We start from the raw sequence: 25,563 nt of genomic DNA, 5'->3' as shown, positions 1-25,563 counted from the left end.
TATGGCGGCGGTCATCGAACAGGACTACGACGTCGTCGTGCTCGGCGCCGGGCCGATCGGCCAGAATGCGGCGGAGCGTGCGCGGGCGGCGGGTCTCAGTGTCGGGGTGGTCGAGCGCGAGCTGGTCGGAGGCGAATGTTCGTATTGGGCCTGCGTGCCCAGTAAAGCGTTGCTGCGCCCCGTGATTGCCGTCGCGGACGCCCGAAGGGTCGATGGCGCGCGCGAGGCGGTCAACGGATCCATCAGCAGCGCGGGGGTCTTCGGCCGCCGCAACCGCTATGTCAGCGATTGGGACGACACGGGCCAGGCCGACTGGGTGAGGGGAATCGGTGCCACGTTGATTCGCGGCCATGGCCGGTTGGACGGTCCGCGCCGAGTCACCGTCACCGCCCCCGGCGGCGAGCGGCCGGTACTGACCGCGCGGCACGCGGTCGTCGTCTGCACCGGAAGCCGGCCCGCGCTCCCCGACCTGCCGGGCATCGCCGAGGCCAGACCGTGGACCAACCGTCAGGCCACCGACAGCAGCCATGTCCCGGAGCGACTCGCCGTCATCGGCGCCGGCGGCGTGGGCGTCGAAATGGCCACCGCCTGGCAAGGATTGGGCGCACAAGTGACCCTCCTCGCTCGCGGATCTGGCCTGTTGCCCCGCATGGAGCCATTCGTGGGTGAACTCATCGGCCGCGGGCTCGTCGACGCGGGCGTGGACGTCCGCGTGGGAAAATCGGTCCGCGCGCTGCGCCGGCGCGACGGCGCGCGAGTGGTCCTCGAATTAGGTGACGGATCCGAAGTGGAAGTCGACGAGGTGCTTTTCGCCACGGGCCGGACGCCGCTCACCGACGACATCGGCTTGGACACGGTGGGACTGACGCCGGGCAGCTGGCTCGACGTCGACGACACGTGCCGGGTACGGGCCGTCGAGGACGGCTGGCTCTATGCGGCGGGCGACGTCAATCACCGGGCCCTGCTGACCCATCAGGGCAAATACCAGGGACGCATCGCCGGTGCGGCGATCGGGGCCCGCGCCGCGGGAGCGCCGTTGGATACCGCGCCGTGGGGCGTGCACGCGACCACCGCCGACCACTACGCCGTGCCGCAGGCCTTCTTCACCGACCCGGAAGCCGCGGCCGTCGGGCTGACCGCGCGGCAGGCCGAGGAAGCCGGGTACCGCGTGCGCACGGCCGATGTGGAAATCGGCGACGTCGTGATGGGGGGCAACCTCTACGCCGACGGGTACACCGGTCGGGCCCGGATGGTGGTCGACCTGGATCGCGGCCACGTTCTGGGCGTCACACTGGTCGGCCCCGGGGTCACCGAGATGCTGCACTCGGCCACCATCGCCGTCGCCGGCCAGGTGCCCGTCGACCGGCTGTGGCACGCCGTGCCGTGCTTCCCGACGATCAGCGAAGTGTGGCTCAGGCTGCTCGAGGCCTATCGGGACGCGGCGGACGATAATTGACCCATGGCCACCGCAGACGGGTTTCACCCCGACTTCGACGACACGACCACCGAGGTGACGCGCCACCGCGTGCACCACATCAAGGCGGCGGACATCAGTCCCGACACCGCACAATCGGAAGGATTGCGCCGGTTCGCCGCCCTGTCCGGCAAGTCGGTCGGCGCCGAGAAGCTGTGGATGGGTGAGACACACGCCGCGCCGAGTTCCGCTTCGGACAACCATCATCACGGCGATTCGGAGACCGCGATCTACGTGCGAAGCGGCAATCCGGAGTTCGTCTTCCACGACGGCGTCCAAGAGGTGCGCATCGCGACCGCGCCCGGCGACTACGTCTTCATCCCGCCGTATCTGCCGCACCGGGAAGAGAATCCCGACCCGAACTGCCCCGCGGAAGTCGTGATCGCGCGCAGCACCCAAGAGGCCATCGTCATCAACCTGCCCGAGCTGTATCCGCTGAAAGACGCTCAGTAGATGGCGATTTCGATGAGGTTCCCGTCGACATCACGGCAGTAGTGCGAGGTCATCGGCCCCAGCGCCCCGATCTTCGTTACCGGCCCCGAGACGATGTCCACCCCGCACGCGGCGAGGTGGTCGCGAACGTCGTCCGGCGTCGCCTGCGTGACGAAGCACAGGTCCGCGGAGCCCGCAGCTTCGACGGACCCGGTCATCCAGTCCGGGTCGTCGGTAAGCGCCCCGACCGGTCGGAGGTTGATCTTCTGGTTCCCGAACGACACGGCGGTCCGCCGCGACGGTCCGAACGTCTCTCGCCTCATGCCCAGCACCCGCTCGTACCAGGAAGCCGTGGCCTCAACGTCGTTGCAGTTCAACACGATATGGTCGATACGTTCCACCGCGAAGCCCACCCTCGACCCTCCTCGTCGGTGCGCAGCTGCCCCACGCTCAGCCAATTCTCAACATTTTCTTCGGTCCCGGCTAGCTCGGCTCAAAGGATCCGCAAAGCCAAGGGCCTCACCATCGATCTCATGACTACCGAGCCGGTCTGCGCGAACCTGGTCGAACGCTATCTGTGCACGCGCGGCAGCCGGTATTTCCGGGGTCGGCACGACGGCGAGTTTTTCTACGTCGCGAACACCCGTCCGCGGCGGCTGCACGTCCACCTCGAGGTCTGCCCGACGCAGGGCGACGTGCTGATCGTTCGCGTGACGCCCGCGTGCTTCTTTCCCGCCGCCGACCGTCCCTGGCTGATGCACTTCGCCGACACCTGGAACGCGCAGGACCGTGAGGTCATCGCGGTCGTCCACGGCTCGTCCGACCCGCAGCGCATCGGAGTGGTGGCGCGCAGGTCGCAATGGATCCGCAAGGGCGTCGCCTTCGAGGACTTCGCCGCCTTCGTCGACGCCGCCATCGCGGACGCGATCGACCTCTTCGGGCAGTTGGCCCCCGTCGTCGAGTTACCGCCGACGGCGCCCCCGTTGCTGTGTGACGCCGGCTGAGGGGTGGTGCCGAACGTAGCGCCACGGCGAAATTGTGGGCGGTATTTCGCGGCGGCGTTACGTTCGGCGCCTAGGTTTAGGGCACACGTCACATCGGCAATCCGTAGCGAGTGACAGGTAGGCAACGGCGGGCGGTCCAGAACCGCGAAACCGCCAAATGGGACCCGGACTTCACGCGAGGGGTCGCCCAAGCCCTCGGGCCCCTCGTCAAGCGGTGGTACCGCGCCGAGGTGCGAAATCTCGAGAACATCCCGTCGACCGGTGGGGCGCTCGTGGTGTCCAATCACTCCGGCGGCATGTTCACGCCGGACGTGTTCATCTTCTCGCCGGCGTTCTACGACAAGTTCGGCTACGAACGCCCCGTGTACACCCTGGCCCATTACGGCCTGTTCATAGGCCCCCTGGACGGCTGGCTGCGCCGCCTCGGCGTCATCGAGGCGAATCGGGAAAACGCCGCGGCGGCGCTGCACTCGGGCGCGATCGTGTTGGTTTTTCCGGGCGGGGACTACGACGCCTACAGGCCCACCTTCAACGCGAACATCGTCGACTTCGACGGGCGCACCGGATACGTACGGACCGCCATCGAAGCCGGGGTGCCGATCGTGCCGACCGTGTCCATCGGCGGCCAGGAGACCCAGCTGTTTTTGACCCGCGGAAACTGGATGGCGCGCACGTTGCGGCTCACCAAGGCCCGGATGAACATCCTGCCGGTCAGCTTCGGCCTCCCATTCGGCCTGAGCGTGGTCTTTCCGCCCAACGTGCCGCTGCCGGCCAAGATCGTCACCGAGGTGCTCGAACCCATCGACGTCACCGCACGCTTTGGCGAGAATCCCGACGTCGACGAGGTTGACATGCACGTGCGCGCGGTGATGGAGGCCACGCTGCAACGGCTTGCGGACCAGCGCCGTTTCCCGGTTCTGGGCTGAATTGCGCTGTGCGGCGGGGGTTTACGGCTAGGCGGCGAGCACGGCGTCCAACGCCGAATAGAACAGGCCGAGGCCGTCGTCGGAGGGCCCCGTCAGCGCCTCGATGGCGTGCTCGGGATGCGGCATCAGCCCTACGACGCGACCGTTGGCGGAGCTGATGCCGGCGATGTCGCGCTGCGAGCCGTTGGGGTTGTCGTGGTAGCGGAAGACCACCCGGCCCTCGCCCTCCAGCTCGTCGAGCACGTTGGCGGGCGCGACATAGCGGCCCTCGCCCGACTTCAGCGGCACCAGCAGGTCCGCGCCGGGCTCGAAACGCGAGGTCCACGCCGTCGACGTCGACGCCACCCGCAGCCACACGTCGCGGCACACGAAGTGCAGACCCGCGTTGCGAGTCAGAGCCCCGGGCAGCAGCCCGGCCTCGCAGATCACCTGAAAACCGTTGCAAATTCCCAATACCGGCATTCCGCGGCCCGCGGCGTCGACCACTTCGGCCATCACCGGGGCGAACCTGGCGATCGCGCCGGCGCGCAGGTAGTCACCGTAGGAAAAGCCGCCGGGAACCACCACGGCGTCGACCCCCTTCAGGTCGGCGTCGGCGTGCCACAGAGCGACCGCCTCAGCGCCGACGCGCCGCGCCGCGCGGGCGGCGTCCACGTCGTCAAGCGTCCCGGGAAAGGTGATGACGCCGATCCGCGCCGTCACTGCGGCTCCCGGCTGATCGTCCAGTCCTCGATCACGGTGTTGGCCAACAGCGATTCGGCGATCTCGGCGAGCTCGGCGTCGCCGATCGTGTCGTCGACCTCGAGCTCAAACCTCTTGCCCTGCCTCACATCCGAGATCCCCGGGTGGCCGAGCCGACCCAGCGCGCCGACAATTGCCTGACCCTGCGGGTCCAGAATCTCCGCTTTGGGCATCACATGAACGACCACCCGGCTCACCGGCGCTCCTCCTCAGGGCTCATCTCGGCACCCAACTCTACCGGCGAGCCGTGCCGACGGCCGATCACGGGCACGAGGCGATATAGGCGTCGCACAGCGGCGCGATCATGGAATTCAGTACCGGGTCGTCGGCCATCGCCGGCCAGGACACCTGCGGCGGCCCCTGCGACCACAGCGTGAGCTCGCTGACCGTGCTGCTAGCCACGTGGGCCACCAGGTAGGTGTGCATGACCACCGGGCCGCTGACGACCGCGGCCATCCGGTTCGGCTCGTCGCTGGTGATCGACGGCGACTGCGCCGGGGCCCGTTGCTGGCAGCCGCGCAGGGCGGCGACCGCGTTGCTGAACACCGACGCCGCCGTCGGGCCGCCGCGGGCCGTGTCACCGCGCCAGTGCAGGATCTCGGCCTGCAACTGCCACTGGCCGTCCGGGTGGGTGATCGTGACGCGCGCCGCGACCGCCGAAGCGCGGGCGTCCTGCGGCGCCTCCGGTGCGCCACACAGGTCCTCGAACCGAAACCTCGCCGTTCCGGTGCCCGTCAACGGAACCGACGAACCGGCCAGCGCCGGCCAGTTGTACACCGAGTCCAGCGGCACCGCACGCTGCTGGATCCAGGCGCTGTTCGGGATCTGGTCGCAGGTGGTCGGGCACGTCTCCGGGTCTGCATGGGCGGGTACCGCGACGATCAGAGTCACCACGAAGCCGCCGACAGCAACCATCGCCGCCAGGATCACCCGCATCGGCATCACCCCCGTCAGGGCACAATCGTAAATATGCAACTTACGCACTTCGGCCATTCCTGCCTACTTGCCGAGTTCGACAACACGCGTTTGCTTTTTGATCCCGGAACCTTCGCGCACGGTTTCGAGGGAATCACCGGTCTCTCGGCCATCCTGATCACCCACCAGCACCCCGACCACGTCGACGTGACCCGGTTGCCCGCGCTGCTCGAGGGCAACCCCGATGCGGCGCTCTACGCCGATCCGCAAACCACCGAGCAGCTGGGCACGCCCTGCCGGGCGGTACACGTCGGCGACGAGCTACAGATCGGGGAGCTGACCGTCCGCGCCGTCGGCGGTCGACACGCCGTGATCCATCCGGAAATCCCTGTGATAGAGAATATTTCGTTTCTGGTCGGCGACGGCGGCCATGCGGCGCGACTGATGCACCCCGGTGACGCGCTGTTCGTGCCCGACGAGCCGGTGGACGTGCTGGCCGCGCCGGCGGCGGCACCATGGATGAAGATCGCCGAGGCCGTCGACTACCTGCGCGCGGTGGCGCCGGCGCGGGCCGTGCCCATTCATCAGGGGATCATCGCCCCGGACGCGCGGGGCATCTACTACGGCCGGCTCACCGAGATGACCACCACCGACTTCCAGGTGCTGCCCGAAGAGAGCGCGGTCACCTTCTAGGGGCGAGCAGACGCAGAATCGCACGATTTCAGGCGAATCAGTGCGATTCTGCGTCTGGTGGCCGGGCAGGCCCGGCGAACACCACCGGCGGATTACGAAATGTCGTCGGACGCGCCGCGGCCGGCGGCGCGCCCGGAGAAGATGCACCCGCCCAGAAACGTGCCCTCCAACGCCCGGTAGCCGTGCACGCCGCCGCCGCCGAATCCGGCCACCTCGCCGGCGGCGTACAGCCCGGTTAGCGGGGTGCCGTCGGCCGTCAGCACCCGCCCGGCCAGGTCGGTCTCGATGCCGCCCAACGTCTTTCGGGTCAGGATGTGCAGCTTGACGGCGATCAGCGGCCCGGCCTTCGGATCTGTCAGGCGGTGCGGCGCCACCACGCGGCCCAGCCGGTCGCCAAGGTAGTCGCGCGCGGCGCGGATCGCGGTGATCTGGCCGTCCTTGCTGAACCGGTTGGCCACCTCGCGGTCCCGGGCGGTCACCTCGGCCTCCACCGTGGCGTAGTCCAGGGGTTCCACGTCAGGCAGCTTGTTCATCGCGGTCACCAGCTCGCGTAGCGAGTCCGCGCTGATGAAGTCCGCGCCCCGGTCGATGAAGGCCCGCACCGGTGCCGGGGGTCCGGAGCTGGCCCGGTTGCGCAGCAACTCGCGCACGCTCTGTCGGGTCAGGTCGGGGTTCTGCTCCTGGCCGGAGAGGGCGAACTCCTTTTCAATGATCTTGGCGTTCAACACAAACCAGGTGTAGTCGTGTCCGGACTTGGTGATGTGCTCGAGCGTTCCGAGGGTGTCGAATCCGGGATATAGCGGCACCGGCAACCGCTTGCCGGACGCGTCCAGCCATAGCGACGAGGGGCCCGGGATGATGCGGATGCCGTGCAGCGGCCAGATCGGGTCGTAGTTGGTGATGCCCTCGGTGTAGTGCCACATCCGGTCGGGGTTGATCACCCGCGCGCCGGCCCGCTGGGAGATGCCGATCATCCTGCCGTCGACGTGCGCCGGCACGCCGCTGAGCAGCTGCTCGGGGACGCGGCCCATCCGCGCCGGCCAGTTCTTGCGCACCAGCTCGTGATTTCCGCCGATGCCGCCGCTGGTGACGATCACCGCGGACGCCCGGAATTCGAATTGCCCCACCGCTTTTCGCGACGACGGCACGCCGCGCGCCGTGGCCGAGGGCTCCAGCACGGTGCCACGGACGCCGGTCACCGCGTCACCCTCGACGATCAGCTCGTCGACCTGGTGTCGGTGGGCAAAGCGCACCGACGAGCGGTCCCGCAGCCGGCGCGCGAAAATCTCGACCAGCGCCGGCCCAGTGCCCCAGGTGATATGGAAGCGGGGCACCGAATTGCCATGCCCCTGTGCCCCGTACCCGCCCCGCTCGGCCCAGCCCACCAACGGAAAGATCTTCAGCCCCCGGCCGCGCAGCCAGCTGCGTTTCTCCCCAGCGGCGAAATCGACGTAGGCGTGCGCCCATTGGCGTGGCCAGTAGTCCTCGGGCCGGTCGAACGCCGCGGTGCCGAGCCAATCCTGCAGGGCCAATTCGTGGCTGTCGCGGATGCCCAGGCGGCGCTGCTCCGGGCTGTCGACGAAGAACAGGCCGCCGAACGACCAGAAGGCCTGGCCACCCAGATTGGCGCTGTTCTCCTGCTCGAGGATCAGCACCCGCAGGCCGCGCTCCACCAACTCGCAGGCGGCCACCAGACCCGAAAGACCGGCACCGACGATGATCGCGTCAGCGGCGAACCCCGCCGAAGAATCGCTCATGTCCGAACAGGGTAATGCGCCCGTCCGGAGAGCTGACCGGACGCTGGGTCAGGCCGCGTCGAGGACGGCCCGGTCCGACCGCCACCGGTAAACCGTCGGGGTGCAGCCGTGCATCGACGCCAGGTCGACGGCGTCCAGCATCGCCTGCAGCGGCCCGGGCTTGCGCAACTGGTGCGCGGCGACCGCGACCCGCACGATGCCGCCGCGGCGCGCTATCCGCTCCGCGGACAGCACGACCATGCGGCACCACCACGGCTCGGTCAGGAAGCCCTCGCCGATGCCCAGCACCCGGGTGCGTTCGGTGCTGTGCCGGACCAGGTCGGTGATCCCGTGCAGATCGGCGAGCAGCCGAAATCCGTTCTGCGGCAATGCCTTGACCACGCCCGGGGAGACCACCCAGCCCGGCGCCGCGAAGAGCCGGGTGCGCAGCCCGAGGTGTTCGAGCACCCGGTCGGCGCCCATCAGTCGGAGGTTGGCCTCGTGCGCGCGCAGCACCGCGAATTCGCCGCGCCGCTTCTTGGTTGCGGGGTCGTCGTAGCCGTGCAGCACGATGGCGTCGCCGCCGGCCCGACGGGCGGTCAGCCACTCCACGGTGCGCGGGTCGCGGTCGAGCCGGTAGTCGCCCTTGAGCCGGGGAGCTACCAGCAACGAAACCGGCACCTTGCGGGCATCCATTTGCGCGCAGAACGCCTCGACGTCGCCCAGGGTACGTTCACCGATCCCCGAGACCGAGACGATCAATTTTCCAGACACACCTGCAGTTTGACGATTCCAGGTGTCGGGATGGTGAAGGACACGCAGACGGCAGGCGTATATCGGCCCAGGCCGCGAAGCCCGTCGAGGATGGCCCAGGGCGGGAAAACACCGCGAACGAGCCGCCCCCGCCGGGCCCCGACAGCAAACGCGTTCCGGCCCCTCTCCGTGGATCGATTCGATATGCTAAGCAACGTCATGGACAGCTCGCCGCCCACCGCTCCCCCCCAGCATCCGGGCGCCCATGTCTACCCGGACAAGCTGGACGCCAGGCTGTTCCGAGTCTCCGGGGTATGCCTGCTCGCCACGGTCATGGCGATCCTGGACGTCACCGTCGTCGCGGTCGCGCAACGCACCTTCATCGACCAGTTCGGCTCTTCTCAGGCCGTCGTCGCCTGGACGATGACCGGCTACACGCTGGCGCTGGCGACCGTGATTCCGTTGACCGGCTGGGCTGCCGACCGATTCGGCACCAAACGGCTTTTCATGGGATCGGTGGTGGCGTTCGCGCTGGGCTCGCTGCTGTGCGCGGTGGCGTCAACGATCGTGCAGCTCATCGTGTTTCGCGTGGTGCAGGGTATCGGTGGCGGCATGCTGATGCCGCTGGGATTCGTGATCATGACCCGCGAGGCGGGTCCCCGGCGCCTGGGCCGGCTGATGTCGATCCTGAGCATCCCCATGCTGCTCGCGCCGATCGGTGGGCCGATCCTGGGCGGTTGGCTCATCGACACCTCCAGCTGGAGGTGGATCTTCCTGATCAACCTGCCGATCGGGCTCCTGACGCTGATTCTGGCGGCGATCGTGTTTCCCGGGGATCACCCGTCGCGCTCGGAGACCTTCGACGTTGTCGGCGCGCTGCTGCTGTCACCCGGGCTGGCGACGTTCCTGTTCGCGGTGTCGTCCGTCCCGCGTTGCGGGACGGTGGCCGATCGTCGCGTCCTGATACCGGCGACCGTCGGCCTCGCGTTGATCGCCGCGTTCGTCGTGCATGCGCGGCGCCGTCTGGACCATCCGTTGATCGACCTGCGGCTGTTCCAAAACAAGGTGATCAGCCAGGCCAATGTGACGATGCTGCTGTTCGCCGCCGCCTTTTTCGGCGCGGGCCTGCTGCTGCCGAGTTACTTCCAGCAGGTGCTGCACCAAACGCCGATGCAGGCCGGCGTGCACCTGATCCCGCAGGGCCTGGGCGCCATGCTGACCATGCGGCTGACCGGCCCACTGGTGGACAGGCAGGGCCCGGGCAAGATCGTGCTGATCGGCATCGCGCTGATAACGGCCGGAATGGGCGCCTTCGCGTTCGGGGTGGCCCGGCAGGCGGGCTACCTGCCCACGCTGCTGGTGGCCCTGGCGATCATGGGCCTGGGCATGGGTTGCACCATGATGCCGCTCTCCGTCGCGTCGGTGCAGGCGCTCTCACCGCACCAGATCGCCCGCGGCACAACGCTGATGAGCGTCAGCAATCAGGTGGGCGGTTCCATGGGAACCGCGTTGATGTCGATGATCCTCACCAACCAGTCCAACCGCAGCGAGAACATCTCCGCGGCAAACAAACTCGCGGCCCTCCAACAGAAGGCGGAGGCCGCCGGGGCGCCGGTCGACCCGGCCGCGATACCCCGGCAGGCGCTCGCGCCCGGCTTCGCCGGCAACGTGCTGCACGACCTTTCGCATGCGTACACAACGGTATTCGTGATCGCGGCCGTGTTGGTGACGCTGACGGTGATCCCGGCGATGTTCCTGCCGAAGCAGCCCGCGATCGAGACGGCCGGCGAGGATTAGCCGTCGAACAGCATGGTCGCGATCCGCATCACGGTGTCCATCGGATCGGCCTTTTTGATCGCAGCGTTGACGGCCTCGTTGAGCCACAGCGTCGAAAACCCGTGCACCAGTGACCAGGCCGCCAATTGGGCGGCGGCGGGATCGGCCTGCGCGTTGGGATCCCGCAGCGTCGCGACCCCGCGGGACAGCTCGGCCCCGGCGGCGGCCTCGGCCGCGGCCAGTTCGGCGTCCAAGGGGTCCAGGAGCGACCTGTTGAACATCACCTGATAGTGGCCGGGATGCTCGAGGGCGAACCGCACGTAGGCCAGGGCGGCGTCGGTGAAGCGGCCGCGGGCCTCGGCCAGCGCCCCGGTCAGCAGCCGGAAACCCTCGGTGGCCAGCGCGGTGAACAACCCGCGCCGATCGGTGAAGTGGTGAGCGGGCGCGGCGTGCGAGACGCCGGCGCTGCGGGCCAACTCCCGCAGCGAGATCCCGTCGGCGCCGCGCTCGGCCACCAGGCGCGCGGCCTCAGCGAGGATCACCGCGCGCAGGTCGCCGTGGTGGTAATTGGGCCGGGTCACGGGGCCAGAATACCGACCGAACTTGACGGTGACTAGATCGCCGCCTATCGTGAGTGTTGGAATCTTGTCACTGTCTAGATTGGGATGATTCAGATGGCCCCGTTGATCACGCTGCTGTTCAGCACCATCGCCGCCCGGAGCATCGGCTGGCTCGGCGTGGCCTACGTCAACAACTGGACGGCCGCGCTCGCCGTCGGCCTCGCGGCGATGTTCCTGCTGACCGGACTCGCGCACTTCGCGCCGCCGCTGCGGCGCGACCTCATCGCGATCGTGCCGCCGCGCCTGCCCGCGCCCGGCTACCTGGTCACCATCACCGGCCTGCTGGAGCTGGCGGGGGCCGCGGGTTTGCTCGTTCCGGCGACCCGGGTGGCGGCCGCCGCCTGCCTCGCGGTGCTGATGCTGGCCATGTTCCCGGCAAACGTCTATGCCTCCCGGATGCCCGATCCGCCCAAGTCGATGACGACCCGGCTACCCCTGCGGGCCGCCATGCAGGTCGTCTTCCTGGCCGCCGCCGTAGCGGTCGCGGTCGGCAGCGGCTAGCAGCCACGCGTACTGGAACGCGGTTTCCTGCCAGGCCTTGTAGCGGCCGCTGACGCCGCCGTGCCCCGCGTTCATCTGGGTCTTCAACAGGATCGGGTTGCCGTCGGTGTTGGCGTGGCGCAGCGCCGCGACCCACTTCGCCGGCTCGACGTAGTAGACCCGGGTGTCGTTCAACGACGTCATCGCCAGGATGGCCGGATACCGTCTGGCCTCGACGTTCTCATAGGGCGAATACGACTTCATGTACGAGTAAACATCGCTGTCGCTCAGCGGGTTTCCCCATTCATCCCATTCGGTGACGGTCAGCGGCAAGGAGGGATCGAGGATGGTGGTCAGCGGGTCGACGAAGGGGACCTGCGCGAGGATGCCGGCGAAGAGGTCCGGCGCCAGGTTGGCCACCGCACCCATCAACAGGCCGCCCGCGCTGCCCCCGAGCGCGACCAGCTGCTGCGGCCGGGTCAGTCCCGAGTCCACCAAATGCCTTGCCACGGCCACGAAGTCGGTGAAGGTGTTCTTCTTCTCCAAAAGCTTGCCGTGCTCGTACCACAGCCGGCCCATCTCCCCGCCGCCGCGGACGTGGGCGATGGCGAACACCATGCCCCGGTCCAGCAGCGACAGGCGGGCGATGGAAAAGCTTGGGTCGGTGCATATCTCGTAGGCGCCGTAACCGTAGAGCAGGGCCGGCGCGGGAAATTCGAGGCCGGCGCGGTGCACGATCGACACCGGGATCCGGGTCCCGTCGTCCGCCCGCGCCCAGTCCCGCCGCTCCACGTAGTCGGCGGGCCGGTAGCCGCCGAGGACGGGTTGCTCACGCAGCAACGTGCGCTCGCCGGTGGCGAGGTCGATGTCGTACACCTGCACCGGGGTGACCAAGGACCCCGCTCGGATCCGCAGCTTGGGCGAGTCCCAGGTCGGATTGCCACCCAGCCCGCTCGACATCAGCTCCGAGTCGAAGGTGATTTCCTCGGGCTCCCCGTATTGTCCGTCGGAACCGATGGGCCACAGTTGAATTCGGGGCAACGCCTCGCGGCGGTAGCTGACCACCAGATGGCGGGCGAAGGCATCCAGTCCGTCGAGCCGGACGTCGTCGCGGTGCGGGATCAGGGTGCGCTGCCGCGTCGGATCGCTGACCGGCGCCTCCGTGAGCGCGAAGTTCACCGCGCCGTCGTTGTGCAGGATCAGGAATCGGTCCTGTCCGCCGACCACCGCGTGTTCGACCGAATATTCCACGCCCTCGCGCCGCGGCAGCACGACGGTGAACGGTGCCCGCGGGTCGGCGGAATCGGCGTAGTGGATCTCGGAGGTGATCGACGATCCCGCGGCGATGAACACGTACTTCTCGCTCCGGGTGAGCCCGACACCGAGCCAATACCGTTCGTCGGCCTCGTGATACACCAGCTCCGACGGCTTGCCTGCGCCGAGCCGGTAGCGCCAGACCTTGTCGGGGCGATGAGCCGGGTCCAGGGTCAGGTAGTACACCGTGCGGTTGTCGGCCGCCCAGGTCGCCCCCGCCGCGATGTCGGCGATCTCGTCGGGGTATTGCTCGCCGGTGCGTAAGTCCCTGAACCGCAAGGTATAACGCTCATCGCCGACGGTATCGACGGAGTACGCCAGCAGATTGCCGTCCAGGCTGACCATCGCGGCGCCCAGGGCGAAGAATTCGTGGCCCTCGGCTTCCACGTTCGAGTCGAGAAGCACCTGCTCGCCGGGGATTTCGGTGTTCTCGTCCAGGACCGGCGGATCCCAGTCATCGGGATCGGCGACCGGGCAACGGCACTGGACTCGGTACTGCTTTCCCTCGAAGGTGCGCGCGTAGTACCACCAGTCGCCCTGCCGGGTCGGCACCGACAGATCGGTCTCCTTGGTGCGCGACTTGATCTCATCGAAGATCTTCTGCCGCAACGGTTCCAGGTGCGCCGTCATCGCATCGACGTAGTCGTTCTCGGCCTCCAGGTAGCCGATGACCTCGGGGTCGGCCTTGTCGCGCAACCACTCGTACGGATCGATGAAGACATCGCCATGGAATTCCCGCCGGGTCTCCACCCGCTTCGCGACGGGCGGCGTGGGCGCGTCCAGTGCGGCGTCCGTCATGCGCCCGGGCCGATCCAGGCGCCGAAACTCAGGCCCGAAATGCGCTCGTAAGCCTCGATGTAACGGCTCCGGGTGGCGTCGATGATGTCATCGGGAAGCGGCGGCGGGGGCTGGGACCCGTGACGATCCCAACCGGACTCGGGGCTGGTCAGCCAGTTGCGGACGAACTGCTTGTCGAAACTGGTCTGGACCACACCGGCGCGGTAGTCGCGGGCCGGCCAGTACCGCGAGGAATCCGGGGTGAAGATCTCGTCGGCCAGCAGCAGGTTGCCGTCGCGGTCGGTGCCGAATTCGAACTTGGTGTCGGCGATGATGATTCCCCTCGTGAGCGCGTGATCGGCGGCCTGAATGTAGATCTGCAGCGTGCGGTCGCGCAGCTGGTTGGCCCGCACCCCGCCCACCAGCTCGATCACCCGGGCGAACGAAATGTTCTCGTCGTGGTCCCCCAGCGCCGCCTTCGTCGCCGGGGTGAACAGCGGGTTCGCGAACTTGCTGGCCTCCACCAGGCCCGGCGGCAGCGCAATGCCGCAGACCTTGCCGGTCGCCTGATAGTCCAGCAGCCCCGAGCCGGTCAGGTATCCGCGGGCCACGCACTCCACCGGAAGCATCTCCAGCCGGCGCACCACCAGCGCGCGGCCCAGCACCTCGTCGGGGATGCGCGGGTCGTCGGGCGGCCCGGCCAGGTGGTTGGGGGCTTGGGCAAGCTCCGAGACGAGCCCGAAGAAGAAGACGCTCATCGCGGTCAGGATGCGTCCCTTGTCCGGGATCGTGCTGTCGAGGACGTAGTCGTACGCGGAGATCCGGTCGCTCGCCACCAGCAGCAGGTGCTCGTCGTCGACGCGGTAAATCTCGCGGACCTTGCCGCTGGCCAGATGCTCGTACTCGGACAGTGCAGGGCGCATCGAGCCAGCCTATCGGGCGCCGTGTGGCCGGCCCTGTGCTGGTATTGCGCTATGACATCGCTGCCATCGCGGGTTCTGCCTTATGCCACCACGCCCGGCCGGCTGGCCGTCCAACTGTTCAGCGACTTCGCCATCTTCCTGTGGACGGCGCTGTGGCTGGTCGTCGGCACGGCGGTCTACGACGCCATCTCAGCCGTCGCCGAGGCCGGCCATCAGGTCGAGATCGGCGCGAACGGCGTCGCGGGCAACCTGGCGTCGGCCGGCCAGGGCGCACACAACATCCCGGTACTCGGCGACGCGGTCAGCCAGCCACTCGCCTCGGCCAGCACGGCCGCCCTCGACATCGCGGGGGCAGGACACAGCCTGGAGACCACCGCGGGCTGGCTCGCGGTGCTGGCGGCGCTGGCCGTCGTCGCCGTGCCGCTGCTGATCGTGGTCATCCCGTGGCTGTTGCTGCGGCTCCGGTTCTTCCGGCGCAAGTGGACCGTCAGCGGCCTGGCCGCGACGCCGGCCGGCGAACAGCTGCTGGCCCTGCGGGCCCTGACCAACCGGGCGCCGCGCAAGCTGGCCGCGATCAGCGCGGACCCGGTCGGCGGGTGGCGGCACGAGGATCCGGCCACCATCCGGGCACTGGCCGCGCTGGAACTACGGTCGGCCGGGATCGCCCTGCGCGCGCGCTAACCCGCTATGCGCCGAGCGCCGGTCCGACGGTGGTGTGCCAGGACTCCTGCATCTCCGACTCGAAGAGGCCCCAGGTGTGCGAGCCCTCGGGACGGACGACGTAGGTGATCGGCACCCCCGCGGCGTTCGCGGCGTCGGCGAATCGCTTGGTGCTGTCCGCGGTTATGCGCTCGATCATGCCGCCGGCGACGTTCGGCCCGAAGCCCGCCGGGAGCCGGTCCACGTCGCCCACACCCCCGCTACCCGACGCGGCGGCGTAAACCGCGACGCCCCTCAGCTTCCCGGCGTTCTTCGACGGGTCGTGGGCCACCCAACCGGGTCCGCCCAGGGGTCCCCACATGTTCTCGGCGCTTTGGCCGCCACTCGCCAGGGTCAGCGCGACCTGTTGGGCCTCATCCGGGTCGGAAACGGACGGGAAACCGCTGTAGGAAGCGACGGCCCGGTAGACGCCCGGCGCCTGAACGGCGTAGTCGATGGCGGTGCCGCCGGTGCTGGACAGTCCGCCGACCGCGTTCTTGCCGTTGGCGTGGTACTGCGCGTTGATCAGCGGGGGCAGTTCCCTGGTCATGTAGGTCTGAAACTGCTTGCCTCCGTCGTTGACCCAGTTCGTCCACCAGCTGAAGGCACCGCCGAGTGGGGAGACGACGTTGACGTTCTTGTTGGCGAAGAATCCTTGGACGTCGGTCATCCCGAACCAAGCGCTGTTGTCGCCGCCGTCGATGCCGGGCAGCAGGTAGAAGGCGGGTGCACCCGCGTTGGGGGCCTTGTAGACATCGTTCACGATGACGGTGTTCATCGCGGGCGAGTAGACGGAAACCTTGTCCCAACGGTCATTGATGTGCTGGATGTCGGTGATGTGCGCGCCCTGCGGCGGGTCCGCGGCGGCGACCGGAATCCCCAGCATCGGCAGCGCAGCGAGCAGTGCAACAACGAACGAGCGAACACGGGAAGTTTTGGTCACGGGGAGATTATGCAGGTTCGTGTGTGACGGGTCACGTCGAGGCGCGAATTTGCGCTCAACGGCGGTCGCCCACCGGCCGCCACACGCGCAGCAGCCCGGCGACGGCCACAATCAGCCACGCCGCCAACGCGTCCCAGAAGAAGACCAGCGAAACCGTGGTCAGCCAACGCTGACCGATTTGGGCGGCCATGGCGTAGCTGGCGGCCGAATACATGCCCAGCGGGAAGACCAGCGCCCACCACACACCGGCAAACCGCAGCGTCTCGGGCCGCCGGTTGATGCGGCGCAGGCCGAAGTAGATCAGCGGCGGAATCCACAGGCTGGCGGCCGCCCAGGTGACGACGGTGACGACCCGCACCGGTCCGGACAGCCACCCCGGGGCAAGGGCGTGGATGTTGTCGCCGGCCAGCGTCGCGATGGCCAACCCGCCCATCAGAATCCAGCTGTCCGGGGCGAAACCGTCGCGCCGACGTTCACCGAGCGCGCGCCACACGATCAGCCACGTCATCAGGCCGTAGATGCCGATCGCCGCCGCCCACATCGGCACCGCGACCGCGAGCCACCAGCGATGGCCGGCGTGCCGGGCCAGCTGAGCCGTCACGATCGCCAGACCGGATGTCCCGACACTGGCCAGTTCCCACGCGCCGTGGGCATTGTCGGGCAGCGCGGCCCAGTTGTGCGCCAACATATTCCGCGCGCTGAGGACGGTCAGCACGAGCCACGACGACAGCGCGACCAGGCCGAGCACGCGCAGCACCCACACGTTGGCCGACAGGCGCGAGTCGATCACGGCGCACGCGGCCACGAAGGTGAACAGCCTCAGGGTGATGTCGGGATCCGTGAGTTCCCAGCGGTTCCGGTGTCGGAGCGCGCCAAGGACCACCAGGGCGGCCAGGAACACCAGAGCGACGGTGGCCACGACGCCGAGCGCGTCGCTGAGCCACCGGTATCCGTGATCGCGCGCGCCGATCGACAAGATCCCGGTCGCCATCACCGCGGCGAACACATCGGGTGACGGCTCGGCATCGACGACCCGGAGCGTCACTATTCCTCTAGTAGCTCCACAACCAGGTGCCGGATGCCGGTGTGGCGATTGCTGCGCGTCCATTCGACGGGCCGGGCCACCCGCACGCCGCCGAAGCGCGCCAACAGTTCCTCGAACAGGACCCGCAGCTCCAGCCGGGCCAGATTGGCGCCCAGGCAATAATGGATCCCCTGGCCGAATCCCAAGTGCGGGTTCGGCTTCCGGCCGATGTCGAATTCGTCGGGGCGGTCGAACACGTCGGCGTCGCGGTTGGCCGAGCCCTCCCAGATTTGGACCTTCTGTCCCGCCCGGACGGACTGCCCGCCGAGCGTGACGTCGCGGGTGGCGGTGCGCCGCTTCGACGGCGACGGCGACGTCCACCGCACCATCTCCTCGACCGCCGTCGGCAGCAGGCCGAAATCCGAACGCAGCGCGCGCAATTGCTCCGGATGTTCGGCCAGCGCCAGCAGGCCGCCGGCGACGGCGTTGCGCGTCGTCTCCGCGCCCGCGCTGAACAGCAGGCTGAAGAACAGGTACAGCTCGAGATCGGAAAGCGCCGGGGCGTCCTCGTCGTCGAGCGTGGCGTTCGCGACGACCGACAGCATGTCGTCGGTCGGCTCGGCGCGCTTGGAGGCGATCAGTTCCTGGCCGTAGGCGTACATCCGCGATCCGGCCTCGGCGTCGGATAGCTGTGACATCGTCGCCTTGCGCGAGCCGCCGAAGTCGAACTGCGGCTCGATGGCCTGGAACAGCCAATGCCGTTCGGATTCGGGCACTCCCAGCAGGATGCAGATCATCTGCATCGGCAGTTCGGCGGCGACGTCGACCAGAAAGTCGAAGGGTTCGCCCGGCACCACCGCGTCGAGTAGCCGGCGCGCCCGGGTCCGCAGGTCGTCCTCGACGCGACCGATCATGCGCGGTGTCAGCCCGGAGCTGACGAGTCGCCGAATCTGGGTATGGCGGGGGTCGTCCATCATGTTGAGCACCTGGCCCGCGATGGCCAGGTCCTGCAGCAGCGTGCCCCCGTACGGCCGTTGCCCGCCGGTGACCGACGAGTACGTTGCCGGATCCCTCAGCACCTCAAGGGTTTCCGCGTACGTGGCGACGGACCAGAAACCCTCGCAGTCGGGAGTGTTGTCGGTCGGCTCGTGCCAGAACACCGGCGCCTCGCGCCGATGGACGGCGAACAGCTCGTGCGGGAACCCGCCGGCGAAATTGTCCAAGTCGGTGAAATCGATCCCCGACAGCGAGCTCGCAAGCGTCACAGGATCGCGCCCGGGGTGTATTTGGCCGCATCCGGGTAGCGGCTCACCAACGCGTCCACTTGTGCGGCAACCTCGTCCACCTGGTCACCGGCCGCCCCGGTGAACGCCTTCTTGTCGGCCAGTGCGGCGTCCAGCGCCGCACGGTCCAGCGGCAGCCGCTCGTCGGCGGCCAAGCGGTCCAGCAGGTCGGGCTCGGCGCCGCGTTCCCGCATGGTCAGCGCCGTCGCGACCGCGTGTTCCCGGATCACGTGGTGGGCCGCCTCGCGACCCATGCCGGCGCGCACCGCGGCCATCAGCACCTTGGTGGTGGCCAGGAACGGCAGGTAGCGATCCAGCTCGTGGGCGATCACCGCCGGGTAGGCGCCGAACTCGTCGAGCACGGTCAAGAACGTCTCGATCTGCCCGTCGATGGCAAAGAAGCTGTCCGGCAAGGCAACTCGGCGAACCACCGAGCAGAACACGTCCCCCTCGTTCCACTGCGCGCCGGCCAGCTCGGCCGCCATGGAGGCGTAGCCGCGCAGCACCACCTGCAACCCGTTGACCCGTTCGCAACTGCGGGTGTTCATCTTGTGCGGCATCGCCGACGAGCCGACCTGCCCTTCGGCGAACCCCTCGGTGACGAGTTCGTGCCCGGCCATCAGCCGGATGGTGTGCGCCATAGACGACGGCCCGGCGCCGAGCTGCACCAGCGCGGAGAGCACGTCGTGATCCAGCGACCGCGGGTAGATTTGCCCGACGCTGGTCAAAACCGTTGCGAAGCCGAGGAAGTCGGCGATGCGCCCCTCGAGTTCGGTCAGCTTGGCCGCTTCCCCGCCGAGCAGGTCGAGCATGTCCTGCGCGGTGCCCATCGGGCCCTTGATGCCGCGCAGCGGGTAACGGTCGATCAGCTCGCGCAGCCGGCCCAACGCGATCAGCGTCTCCTGGGCCGCCGAGGCGAACCGCTTGCCCAGCGTGGTGGCCTGCGCGGCGACGTTGTGGCTGCGCCCGGCCATCACCAGGTCGCGGTACGTCACGGCCCGCTCGGCGAGCCGCGCCGCCACCGCAACGCCGTGGGAGAAAACCAATTCCAGCGACCGCCGGATCTGCAGCTGCTCGACGTTCTCGGTGAGGTCGCGGCTCGTCATCCCCTTGTGCACGTGCTCGTGCCCGGCCAGCGCGTTGAATTCCTCGATGCGGGCCTTGACGTCGTGGCGCAGCGCGCGTTCGCGGTCGGCGATCGAGGCCAGGTCGACGTCGTCGAGCACCCGCTCGTAGTCGGCGATCGCCTCCGGCGGCACGTCGACTCCGAGCTCGGCCTGGGCCCGCAGCACGGCCAGCCACAGCCGCCGCTCGGCGACGACCTTGGCCTCCGGCGACCAGATCGCGACCATCTCGGCGCTGGCGTACCGGGTGGCCAGCACGTTCGGAATGCTCACAAGCACACAGCTTACGGCGGCGGCCATACGCTGTGCGGGTGCACTTCGTCGGCGTCGACCTGGCCTGGGGCGGTCGCAAGCCGACCGGCGTCGCGGTGGTCGACGCCGACGGCCATCTCGTGCAGCTCGGCGCCGCGCGAGACGACGCCGACGTGCTCGCCGCGTTGTCGCCCTACACCCGGGGCGATTGCCTGGTGGCGTTCGACGCGCCGCTGGTGGTGACCAACGCAAGAGGCCAACGGCCCGCCGAGGCGGCGCTCAACCGCGACTTCGTCAGGTTTGAGGCCGGCGCGCACCCGTGCAACACCGCCCGACCGGAGTTCGCCGAGACGCCGCGGGCGGCGCGGTTGGCCGCGGCGCTGGGCCTCGACCTGGACCCGCGTTCGTCGGCCGCTCGGCGCGCAATCGAGGTCTATCCGCATGCGGCGACGGTCGTGCTGTTCCGGCTCGAGCGGACCCTCAAGTACAAGGCCAAGCCGGGCCGCGACGTCGCGCGGCTCAAATCGGAAATGCTGCTGCTGATGGACGGCATCGAAAAGCTCGCGCACGCCGAGGTGCCGCTGCACGTCGAGAGCCTCGCCGGCTGGACGGAGCTGCGCCGGCAAGTCGTCGGCGCGCAACGCAAAAGCGAACTGCGCCGGGCGGAAGATCCCGTCGACGCCGTCGTCTGCGCCTACGTCGCGTTGTACGCCCAGCGCCGTCCGACCGAAATCACGATCTACGGCGACGTGGCCACCGGATGCATCGTGACGCCGTCGCCGCCCCGCGGCTAGAGGCTCAGATCTGCACCGGGCGCGGGTCGATGGGCGCGAGCACGTCGACCAGTTCGACCACGGTGCCCAGCGCGGCGGCGGCGGGATCGCCGCCCTCGACCAGCGCGGCAACCACCGAGCCGTCGACGGCGCAGATCAGCGTGCACACCAGCTCGATCCGCACGGATCGGCCGGATCGCTCCAGTGCCTCGGCCACCGCCTCGGCGCGCTGGCGCAGGCTTCGGCGCATGGTCTCGCGCAGCGCGGGCAGGCGCGTGCAGGCGATGTGCCGCTCGTAGCGGGAGATCAGTTGCTCGGTGAGCGCCGGATCGGACAGGTCGCCCACCAACAGGTCCGCCAGCACCTCGGCGGTGGTCTCGGGTCCGCGGCGCCGCCGGGACATCGCGTTGACCCGCGAGCGCAGCTGCGCGATCTCGATCATCCCGATGTGCTCGACCGCGCGCGCGATCAGGTCGTCCAGCGACGAGAAGTAATAGGTGGTGGAGGCCAAGGGCAGGCCGGCGCGACGGGCGACCGCCCGGTGCCGCACCGCCTCGAAACCGCCCTCGGCGAGCAGCTCGGCGGCGGCGCTCACGAGCGCATACCGTCGACGTTCTCCTTTTGGAGTAACTGCTGCAGTCACGAGTAGCAATCGTGCCAGCCAAAGTGGTACTGCATTGCCATTTTGGCCAAACGGCCATGGCATGATGGCCCGCATGCCCGACCTGAGCCGCCGAACCCTGCTCGGTCTCGGCGCCAGCGCGGCCATCGGTGCTACGGGAGCATACGCCCTCGACATCGTGTTTCAGCCCCGAACATCACACGCCACGCCGGCGGCGACGCGCGGGGCCCAGGCGCCGCTGGGACCCCCGCCACCCGCGCCCGCCGCACCGACCCAGCCGGCGCCGACGATGGTTACGGGGTCCTTCGTGTCGGCGGCCCGCGGCGGGATCAATACCAACTGGGCGATCGCGCGTCCACCCGGGCAGACCAAGGCCCTGCGGCCGGTGATTGCGCTGCACGGCAAGGGCAGCGACGCCGCTACCGTGATGGCGGGCGGCGTCGAGCAGGGCCTCGCGCAGGCCGTCAACGCCGGGTTGCCGCCGTTCGCCGTCGTCGCCGTCGACGGCGGGGGCGGCTACTGGCACAAGAGGGCCTCCGGTGAGGACGCCGGGGCCATGGTGCTGGACGAGCTGATCCCGATGCTCGGGGGCCAGGACCTGGACACGTCACGCGTGGCGTTCTTGGGCTGGTCGATGGGCGGCTACGGCGCCTTGCTGCTCGGCGGGCGGCTGGGAGCCGGGCGGACCGCCGCGATCTGCGCGGTGAGCCCGGCGTTGTGGCTGTCGTCGGGGGCCGCGGCGCCCGGCGCGTTCGACGGGCCCGAGGACTTCGCGGCCAACTCGGTGTTCGGAATGCCGGCGCTGGCGTCGATTCCGATCCGGGTGGACTGCGGCGACAGCGACCCGTTCTACGGGGCGACGAAGCAGTTCATCGCGCAACTGCCAAACCCGCCCGCCGGCGGTTTCTCGCCCGGCGGGCACAACGGCGAGTTTTGGAGCTCGCAACTGCCGGCCGAGCTGACCTGGATGGCGCCGCTGCTGACGGCGTAGTCGGCGCGCGCGAGCGTTAGGCTCGCGAAAGTGACCACACCCTTCGGTTGGAGCCTCCCCTACGCCTGGCCGCGAAAGCCCGTCCTGGCCGCGAACGTCGTCTGCACATCGCAACACCTTGCGGCCCAGGCGGGTCTGCGCATGCTCGCCGACGGCGGCAGCGCCGTGGACGCCGCGATCGCCACCGCCGTCACCCTGACGCTGGTGGAACCGGTGTCCAACGGCATCGGCTCGGACGCATTCGCCATCGTCTGGGACGGCGAACGTTTGCACGGACTCAACGCATCCGGCCGTTCGGCGGCCGCCTGGACGCCAGAATACTTCGGCGGGAACGCCGTTCCGATGGTCGGCTGGAATTCGGTGACCGTGCCGGGGGCGGTGTCGGCGTGGGCCGAGTTGCACGCCAAGTTCGGCAGGCTTCCGTTCGAGAAGCTCTTCCAACCCGCGATCTCCTACGGCCGCAATGGCTTTCTGGTTTCGCCGACGGTCGCGGAGCAATGGGCGGCCCAGGTGCCGCTGTTCAAGGGCCAGCCCGGGTTCGCCGACGCGTTCCTGCCCGGGGGACGCGCGCCGAAACCCGGTGAGCTGTTCAGGTTTCCCGATCACGCGGAAACGCTCGAGCGGATCGCCGCGTCCAAGGGCGAGGCGTTCTATCGCGGGGACATCGCCGCCGAGCTCGAGGCGCACTCGTCGGCCAACGGCGGGGCGATGCGGGCCAGCGACCTCGCCGCGCACCGCGCCGACTGGGTCGGCACGATTGATGCCGGCTACCGCGGTTACACCGTGCACGAGATACCGCCCAACGGCCAGGGCATCGTGGCGCTCATCGCGCTCGGCATCCTGGAGCACTTCGACATGTCTTCGTTACCAGTCGATTCCGCCGACAGCGTGCACCTGCAGATCGAGGCGGTGAAGCTGGCCTTCGCCGACGCGCACACTTATGTCGCCGACATCGACCACATGGCGCTGTCCCCGGATCGCCTGCTGGACAAGGACTATCTGCGGGAGCGCGCGGCGTTGATCGATCCGGCGCGGGCGAAGCCGGCGTCGGCCGGCACCCCGCGAGGGGGCACCGTTTATCTGACCGCCGCCGACTCCAGCGGGATGATGGTGTCGATGATCCAGTCCAACTACATGGGGTTCGGGTCGGGCGTGGTGGTGCCGGGCACCGGGGTCTCCCTGCAAAACCGGGGCGCGGATTTCGTTGTGGCGGAGGGTCATCCGAACAGGGTCGGGTCGGCCAAGCGTCCCTATCACACGATCATCCCGGGGTTCGTCACCAAAGACGGCGCTCCGGTGATGAGCTTCGGGGTGATGGGCGGCACCATGCAGCCACAGGGCCATGTGCAGGTGATGGTGCGCATCGCCGACCACGGGCAGAATCCACAGGCCGCGTGTGACGGGCCGCGATTCCGCTGGGTGCAGGGCATGCAGGTCAGCTGCGAGAGGGGTTTTCCGCCGACGACGCTGGACGAGCTGCGGCGGCGCGGGCACGACCTGGTCGCCGTCGACGATTACAACCAGTTCGGCAGCTGCCAGGCGATCTGGCGCCTCGATGACGGGTACCTGGCGGTGAGCGATCCCCGCCGCGACGGGCAGGCTTCAGGTTTTTGAGGGGTTCTAGACGCTGACCTTGCCCTCGGCGGCCGCGAGGGCGATGTCGCTGCGAAAATGGCTGCCGGGCAGTCGAATTGAACTCAGGATCTGGTACGCGTTCGCGCGTGCGGCCGACAGGTTCGCACCCGTGCCGACCACGGACAGCACCCGGCCGCCCGAGGAGACGACGGCTCCGTCGTCTCGGCGCGCCGTTCCCGCATGCAGCACCCCGTCGGCTTCGGACCCGACGACGACGTCGCCGACGCGGGGGCGCCCGGGGTAATTCTCGGCCGCCAGCACGACCGTGACCGCGGCGCCCTCGCGCCAGCGCAACTCGCCGAAATCGGCCAGCCCGCCGGTGCCCGCGGCGTGCAGCAGCTGGCCGAGCGGCGACTCCAGCAGCGCCAGTACGGCCTGGGTCTCGGGATCCCCGAAGCGGCAGTTGAATTCGACTACCGCAGGGCCTTTTCCGGTGATCGCCAGGCCGACGTAGAGCAATCCGGAAAACGGGCTGCCTCGCCGAACCAGTTCGGCCGCAACGGGTTCGACGATTCCGCTGACGATTTCCCGGTACACGTCCTCGGGCAGCCACGGGAGCGGCGCGTAGGCGCCCATGCCGCCAGTGTTGGGTCCGCTGTCGCCGTCTCCGACGCGCTTGAAGTCCTGCGCCGGCAGCAGCGGCACCACCGTGGCGCCGTCGACGACGCAGAAGAGCGACACCTCGGGGCCGTCGAGAAAAGACTCCAGCAGCACCGGGTGTCCCGACTCGAGCAAGCTCGCCGCGTGCGCGCGCGCCACATCCCGATCAGGGGTCACCACCACGCCCTTGCCGGCGGCCAGGGCGTCGTCCTTCACCACCCAGGCGGGGTCACCGGAGGGCGGCCCGAACCGGTCCAGGGCGGCATCCAAACGTGCTGGGCTGTCGACGATTTCGCTGGCCGCGGTGCGCACCCCGGCCGCGGCCATGACCTCCTTGGCGAACGCCTTGGAGCCCTCGATGCGGGCGGCGTCCTTGCTGGGTCCGAAGCAGACGATCCCGGCGGCGCGCACGGCGTCGGCCACGCCGAGCACCAGGGGCACCTCGGGACCGATCACCACCAGGTCGGCGCGGACCTCGCGCGCCAGGGCGACGACCTCCTCGCCCGAGGTGATGTCGACGTCGTGCTGCTCGGCGAGCCGCCCGGTGCCGGCGTTGCCCGGGGCGACGGCCAGGCCCGTGACCTGTGGGTCTTCGCGGAGCGCCAGTAGCAGCGCATGCTCACGGGCACCGGAACCGATCACCAGGACGCGCACGACACGTCAGACTAGTCCAGGCGCTCAGACAATTCGCTCCAGCAGGCCTTTCAGCTCTTTTTGCTGCGCGGCGGTGAGACGCCCGAGGCGCTTCTCGAACTCCGCCGACAGCAGCGCGAGGCCATCGGCGGCGGTTTTGCGACCCGCCGGGGTGAGTAGCAGCCGGTGACGCCGCAGGTCGGTGGGGTCGATCTCGCGCTGAACGAATCCCGCCGCCTCGAGCCGTTTCAGGTACACCGTCACCGTCGCCTTGGGCATGCTCAGCGTTGCCGCCAGTTCGGCCGGGTAGGGATGCTCGTCGATCTCGGCGAGCAGGAACAGCTCCTTGGACTCGAGCCCGAGCGCGCAGATGCCGGCCTCGGCGCAAGAGATGACCGAAACCAGCACCCGGTAGTTCAA

At 69.0% G+C, this 25,563-nt stretch carries 27 protein-coding genes; 11 read left to right on the top strand and 16 right to left on the bottom strand.

Annotated elements, in window-relative coordinates; translation table 11 throughout:
• The first annotated feature begins 1 nt into the window (after position 1).
• Together AC5Y7V_RS19850 and AC5Y7V_RS19845 are read left to right on the top strand one after the other, a co-directional pair.
• Positions 2-1,456, top strand: a complete 1,455-nt coding sequence (locus AC5Y7V_RS19850) for a dihydrolipoyl dehydrogenase family protein (protein WP_499881733.1) — start codon at positions 2-4, stop codon at positions 1,454-1,456.
• Positions 1,457-1,459: 3 nt separating this feature from the next.
• Positions 1,460-1,927, top strand: a complete 468-nt coding sequence (locus tag AC5Y7V_RS19845) for a cupin domain-containing protein (RefSeq protein ID WP_499881732.1) — start codon at positions 1,460-1,462, stop codon at positions 1,925-1,927.
• Here AC5Y7V_RS19845 and AC5Y7V_RS19840 read toward each other — a convergent pair.
• Complete coding sequence (locus AC5Y7V_RS19840; RefSeq protein ID WP_499881731.1) at positions 1,921-2,319, bottom strand: VOC family protein; 399 nt, start codon at positions 2,317-2,319, stop codon at positions 1,921-1,923. The genes AC5Y7V_RS19845 and AC5Y7V_RS19840 overlap by 7 nt on opposite strands.
• A gap of 120 nt (positions 2,320-2,439) precedes the next feature.
• Between AC5Y7V_RS19840 and AC5Y7V_RS19835 the strand changes: the two genes are divergently transcribed.
• Both AC5Y7V_RS19835 and AC5Y7V_RS19830 read left to right on the top strand, forming a co-directional pair.
• Positions 2,440-2,910: a hypothetical protein gene (locus AC5Y7V_RS19835; protein WP_499881730.1), complete on the top strand. Its 471-nt coding sequence runs from the start codon at positions 2,440-2,442 to the stop codon at positions 2,908-2,910.
• A 110-nt stretch (positions 2,911-3,020) separates the two neighbouring features.
• Entirely contained in the window at positions 3,021-3,836 is an 816-nt protein-coding gene (locus tag AC5Y7V_RS19830; protein ID WP_499881729.1) for a lysophospholipid acyltransferase family protein, read from the top strand.
• Positions 3,837-3,863: 27 nt separating this feature from the next.
• On the opposite strand, the gene purQ is transcribed toward AC5Y7V_RS19830, so the two are convergent.
• The 3 genes from purQ to AC5Y7V_RS19815 form a co-directional block, all read right to left on the bottom strand.
• Complete coding sequence (gene purQ, locus AC5Y7V_RS19825) at positions 3,864-4,538, bottom strand: phosphoribosylformylglycinamidine synthase subunit PurQ (RefSeq protein WP_499881728.1); 675 nt, start codon at positions 4,536-4,538, stop codon at positions 3,864-3,866.
• Complete coding sequence (purS, locus tag AC5Y7V_RS19820) at positions 4,535-4,774, bottom strand: phosphoribosylformylglycinamidine synthase subunit PurS (RefSeq protein ID WP_066937110.1); 240 nt, start codon at positions 4,772-4,774, stop codon at positions 4,535-4,537. The genes purQ and purS overlap by 4 nt, the downstream gene beginning before the upstream one ends.
• Positions 4,775-4,838: 64 nt before the next feature.
• Positions 4,839-5,570: an ATPase gene (locus tag AC5Y7V_RS19815; RefSeq protein ID WP_499881727.1), complete on the bottom strand. Its 732-nt coding sequence runs from the start codon at positions 5,568-5,570 to the stop codon at positions 4,839-4,841.
• Here AC5Y7V_RS19815 and AC5Y7V_RS19810 point away from each other — a divergent pair.
• Positions 5,547-6,185, top strand: coding sequence for an MBL fold metallo-hydrolase (locus tag AC5Y7V_RS19810; RefSeq protein WP_499881726.1), 639 nt, complete (start codon positions 5,547-5,549; stop codon positions 6,183-6,185). The genes AC5Y7V_RS19815 and AC5Y7V_RS19810 overlap by 24 nt on opposite strands.
• A gap of 92 nt (positions 6,186-6,277) precedes the next feature.
• On the opposite strand, the gene AC5Y7V_RS19805 is transcribed toward AC5Y7V_RS19810, so the two are convergent.
• Positions 6,278-7,942 carry an FAD-binding dehydrogenase gene (locus AC5Y7V_RS19805; RefSeq protein WP_499881725.1) on the bottom strand — a complete coding sequence of 555 codons (1,665 nt, stop codon included), beginning with the start codon at positions 7,940-7,942 and terminating at the stop codon, positions 6,278-6,280.
• A 48-nt stretch (positions 7,943-7,990) separates the two neighbouring features.
• Complete coding sequence (locus AC5Y7V_RS19800) at positions 7,991-8,695, bottom strand: DUF2334 domain-containing protein (RefSeq protein WP_499881724.1); 705 nt, start codon at positions 8,693-8,695, stop codon at positions 7,991-7,993.
• Positions 8,696-8,878: 183 nt separating this feature from the next.
• Between AC5Y7V_RS19800 and AC5Y7V_RS19795 the strand changes: the two genes are divergently transcribed.
• The gene (locus tag AC5Y7V_RS19795) at positions 8,879-10,471 is read left to right on the top strand and encodes a DHA2 family efflux MFS transporter permease subunit (protein WP_499881723.1); all 1,593 of its coding nucleotides are present in this window, start codon (positions 8,879-8,881) and stop codon (positions 10,469-10,471) included.
• On the opposite strand, the gene AC5Y7V_RS19790 is transcribed toward AC5Y7V_RS19795, so the two are convergent.
• Positions 10,468-11,031, bottom strand: coding sequence for a TetR/AcrR family transcriptional regulator (locus tag AC5Y7V_RS19790; protein ID WP_499881722.1), 564 nt, complete (start codon positions 11,029-11,031; stop codon positions 10,468-10,470). The genes AC5Y7V_RS19795 and AC5Y7V_RS19790 overlap by 4 nt on opposite strands.
• Positions 11,032-11,124: 93 nt before the next feature.
• Between AC5Y7V_RS19790 and AC5Y7V_RS19785 the strand changes: the two genes are divergently transcribed.
• A complete protein-coding gene (locus tag AC5Y7V_RS19785) occupies positions 11,125-11,571 on the top strand; it encodes a DoxX family protein (protein WP_499881721.1) in 447 nt (148 codons plus the stop codon).
• On the opposite strand, the gene AC5Y7V_RS19780 is transcribed toward AC5Y7V_RS19785, so the two are convergent.
• Together AC5Y7V_RS19780 and AC5Y7V_RS19775 are read right to left on the bottom strand one after the other, a co-directional pair.
• Positions 11,500-13,662: a S9 family peptidase gene (locus AC5Y7V_RS19780; RefSeq protein WP_499881720.1), complete on the bottom strand. Its 2,163-nt coding sequence runs from the start codon at positions 13,660-13,662 to the stop codon at positions 11,500-11,502. The genes AC5Y7V_RS19785 and AC5Y7V_RS19780 overlap by 72 nt on opposite strands.
• Complete coding sequence (locus AC5Y7V_RS19775; RefSeq protein WP_499881719.1) at positions 13,659-14,564, bottom strand: phosphoribosylaminoimidazolesuccinocarboxamide synthase; 906 nt, start codon at positions 14,562-14,564, stop codon at positions 13,659-13,661. The genes AC5Y7V_RS19780 and AC5Y7V_RS19775 overlap by 4 nt, the downstream gene beginning before the upstream one ends.
• 60 nt (positions 14,565-14,624) lie before the next feature.
• Between AC5Y7V_RS19775 and AC5Y7V_RS19770 the strand changes: the two genes are divergently transcribed.
• Positions 14,625-15,245 carry a hypothetical protein gene (locus AC5Y7V_RS19770; RefSeq protein ID WP_499881793.1) on the top strand — a complete coding sequence of 207 codons (621 nt, stop codon included), beginning with the start codon at positions 14,625-14,627 and terminating at the stop codon, positions 15,243-15,245.
• A 4-nt stretch (positions 15,246-15,249) separates the two neighbouring features.
• Here the strand turns inward: AC5Y7V_RS19770 and AC5Y7V_RS19765 are convergent, their stop codons facing one another.
• From AC5Y7V_RS19765 to purB, 4 genes are read right to left on the bottom strand one after another with little or no spacing between them, the layout of a single operon-like run.
• The gene (locus AC5Y7V_RS19765) at positions 15,250-16,206 is read right to left on the bottom strand and encodes an alpha/beta hydrolase (protein WP_499881718.1); all 957 of its coding nucleotides are present in this window, start codon (positions 16,204-16,206) and stop codon (positions 15,250-15,252) included.
• A gap of 55 nt (positions 16,207-16,261) precedes the next feature.
• The gene (locus AC5Y7V_RS19760; protein WP_499881717.1) at positions 16,262-17,251 is read right to left on the bottom strand and encodes a tellurite resistance/C4-dicarboxylate transporter family protein; all 990 of its coding nucleotides are present in this window, start codon (positions 17,249-17,251) and stop codon (positions 16,262-16,264) included.
• On the bottom strand, positions 17,251-18,495 hold the full coding sequence (locus tag AC5Y7V_RS19755) for a cytochrome P450 (RefSeq protein ID WP_499881716.1): 1,245 nt from the start codon (positions 18,493-18,495) through the stop codon (positions 17,251-17,253). Before AC5Y7V_RS19755 ends, AC5Y7V_RS19760 begins: the two co-directional genes overlap by 1 nt.
• A complete protein-coding gene (gene purB, locus AC5Y7V_RS19750; RefSeq protein ID WP_499881715.1) occupies positions 18,492-19,910 on the bottom strand; it encodes an adenylosuccinate lyase in 1,419 nt (472 codons plus the stop codon). The genes AC5Y7V_RS19755 and purB overlap by 4 nt, the downstream gene beginning before the upstream one ends.
• Positions 19,911-19,948: 38 nt before the next feature.
• Here purB and AC5Y7V_RS19745 point away from each other — a divergent pair, with 38 nt between their 5' ends.
• Entirely contained in the window at positions 19,949-20,683 is a 735-nt protein-coding gene (locus tag AC5Y7V_RS19745; RefSeq protein WP_499881714.1) for a DUF429 domain-containing protein, read from the top strand.
• Positions 20,684-20,687: 4 nt separating this feature from the next.
• Here the strand turns inward: AC5Y7V_RS19745 and AC5Y7V_RS19740 are convergent, their stop codons facing one another.
• Positions 20,688-21,305 carry a TetR/AcrR family transcriptional regulator gene (locus tag AC5Y7V_RS19740; protein ID WP_067011242.1) on the bottom strand — a complete coding sequence of 206 codons (618 nt, stop codon included), beginning with the start codon at positions 21,303-21,305 and terminating at the stop codon, positions 20,688-20,690.
• Between the two features lie 61 nt (positions 21,306-21,366).
• Here AC5Y7V_RS19740 and AC5Y7V_RS19735 point away from each other — a divergent pair, with 61 nt between their 5' ends.
• A complete protein-coding gene (locus AC5Y7V_RS19735; protein WP_499881792.1) occupies positions 21,367-22,275 on the top strand; it encodes an alpha/beta hydrolase in 909 nt (302 codons plus the stop codon).
• Positions 22,276-22,305: 30 nt separating this feature from the next.
• Entirely contained in the window at positions 22,306-23,889 is a 1,584-nt protein-coding gene (locus AC5Y7V_RS19730) for a gamma-glutamyltransferase family protein (protein WP_499881713.1), read from the top strand.
• A 6-nt stretch (positions 23,890-23,895) separates the two neighbouring features.
• Here the strand turns inward: AC5Y7V_RS19730 and purD are convergent, their stop codons facing one another.
• Positions 23,896-25,164: a phosphoribosylamine--glycine ligase gene (purD, locus tag AC5Y7V_RS19725; protein ID WP_499881712.1), complete on the bottom strand. Its 1,269-nt coding sequence runs from the start codon at positions 25,162-25,164 to the stop codon at positions 23,896-23,898.
• Positions 25,165-25,188: 24 nt separating this feature from the next.
• Positions 25,189-25,563 (bottom strand): MarR family winged helix-turn-helix transcriptional regulator, encoded by a 375-nt coding sequence (locus AC5Y7V_RS19720; protein WP_499881711.1) that lies wholly within the window; start codon positions 25,561-25,563, stop codon positions 25,189-25,191.

The sequence above is a fragment of the Mycobacterium sp. NGS34 genome (genome assembly GCF_059812845.1).
This window is presented reverse-complemented; position numbering and strand designations above follow the sequence as displayed.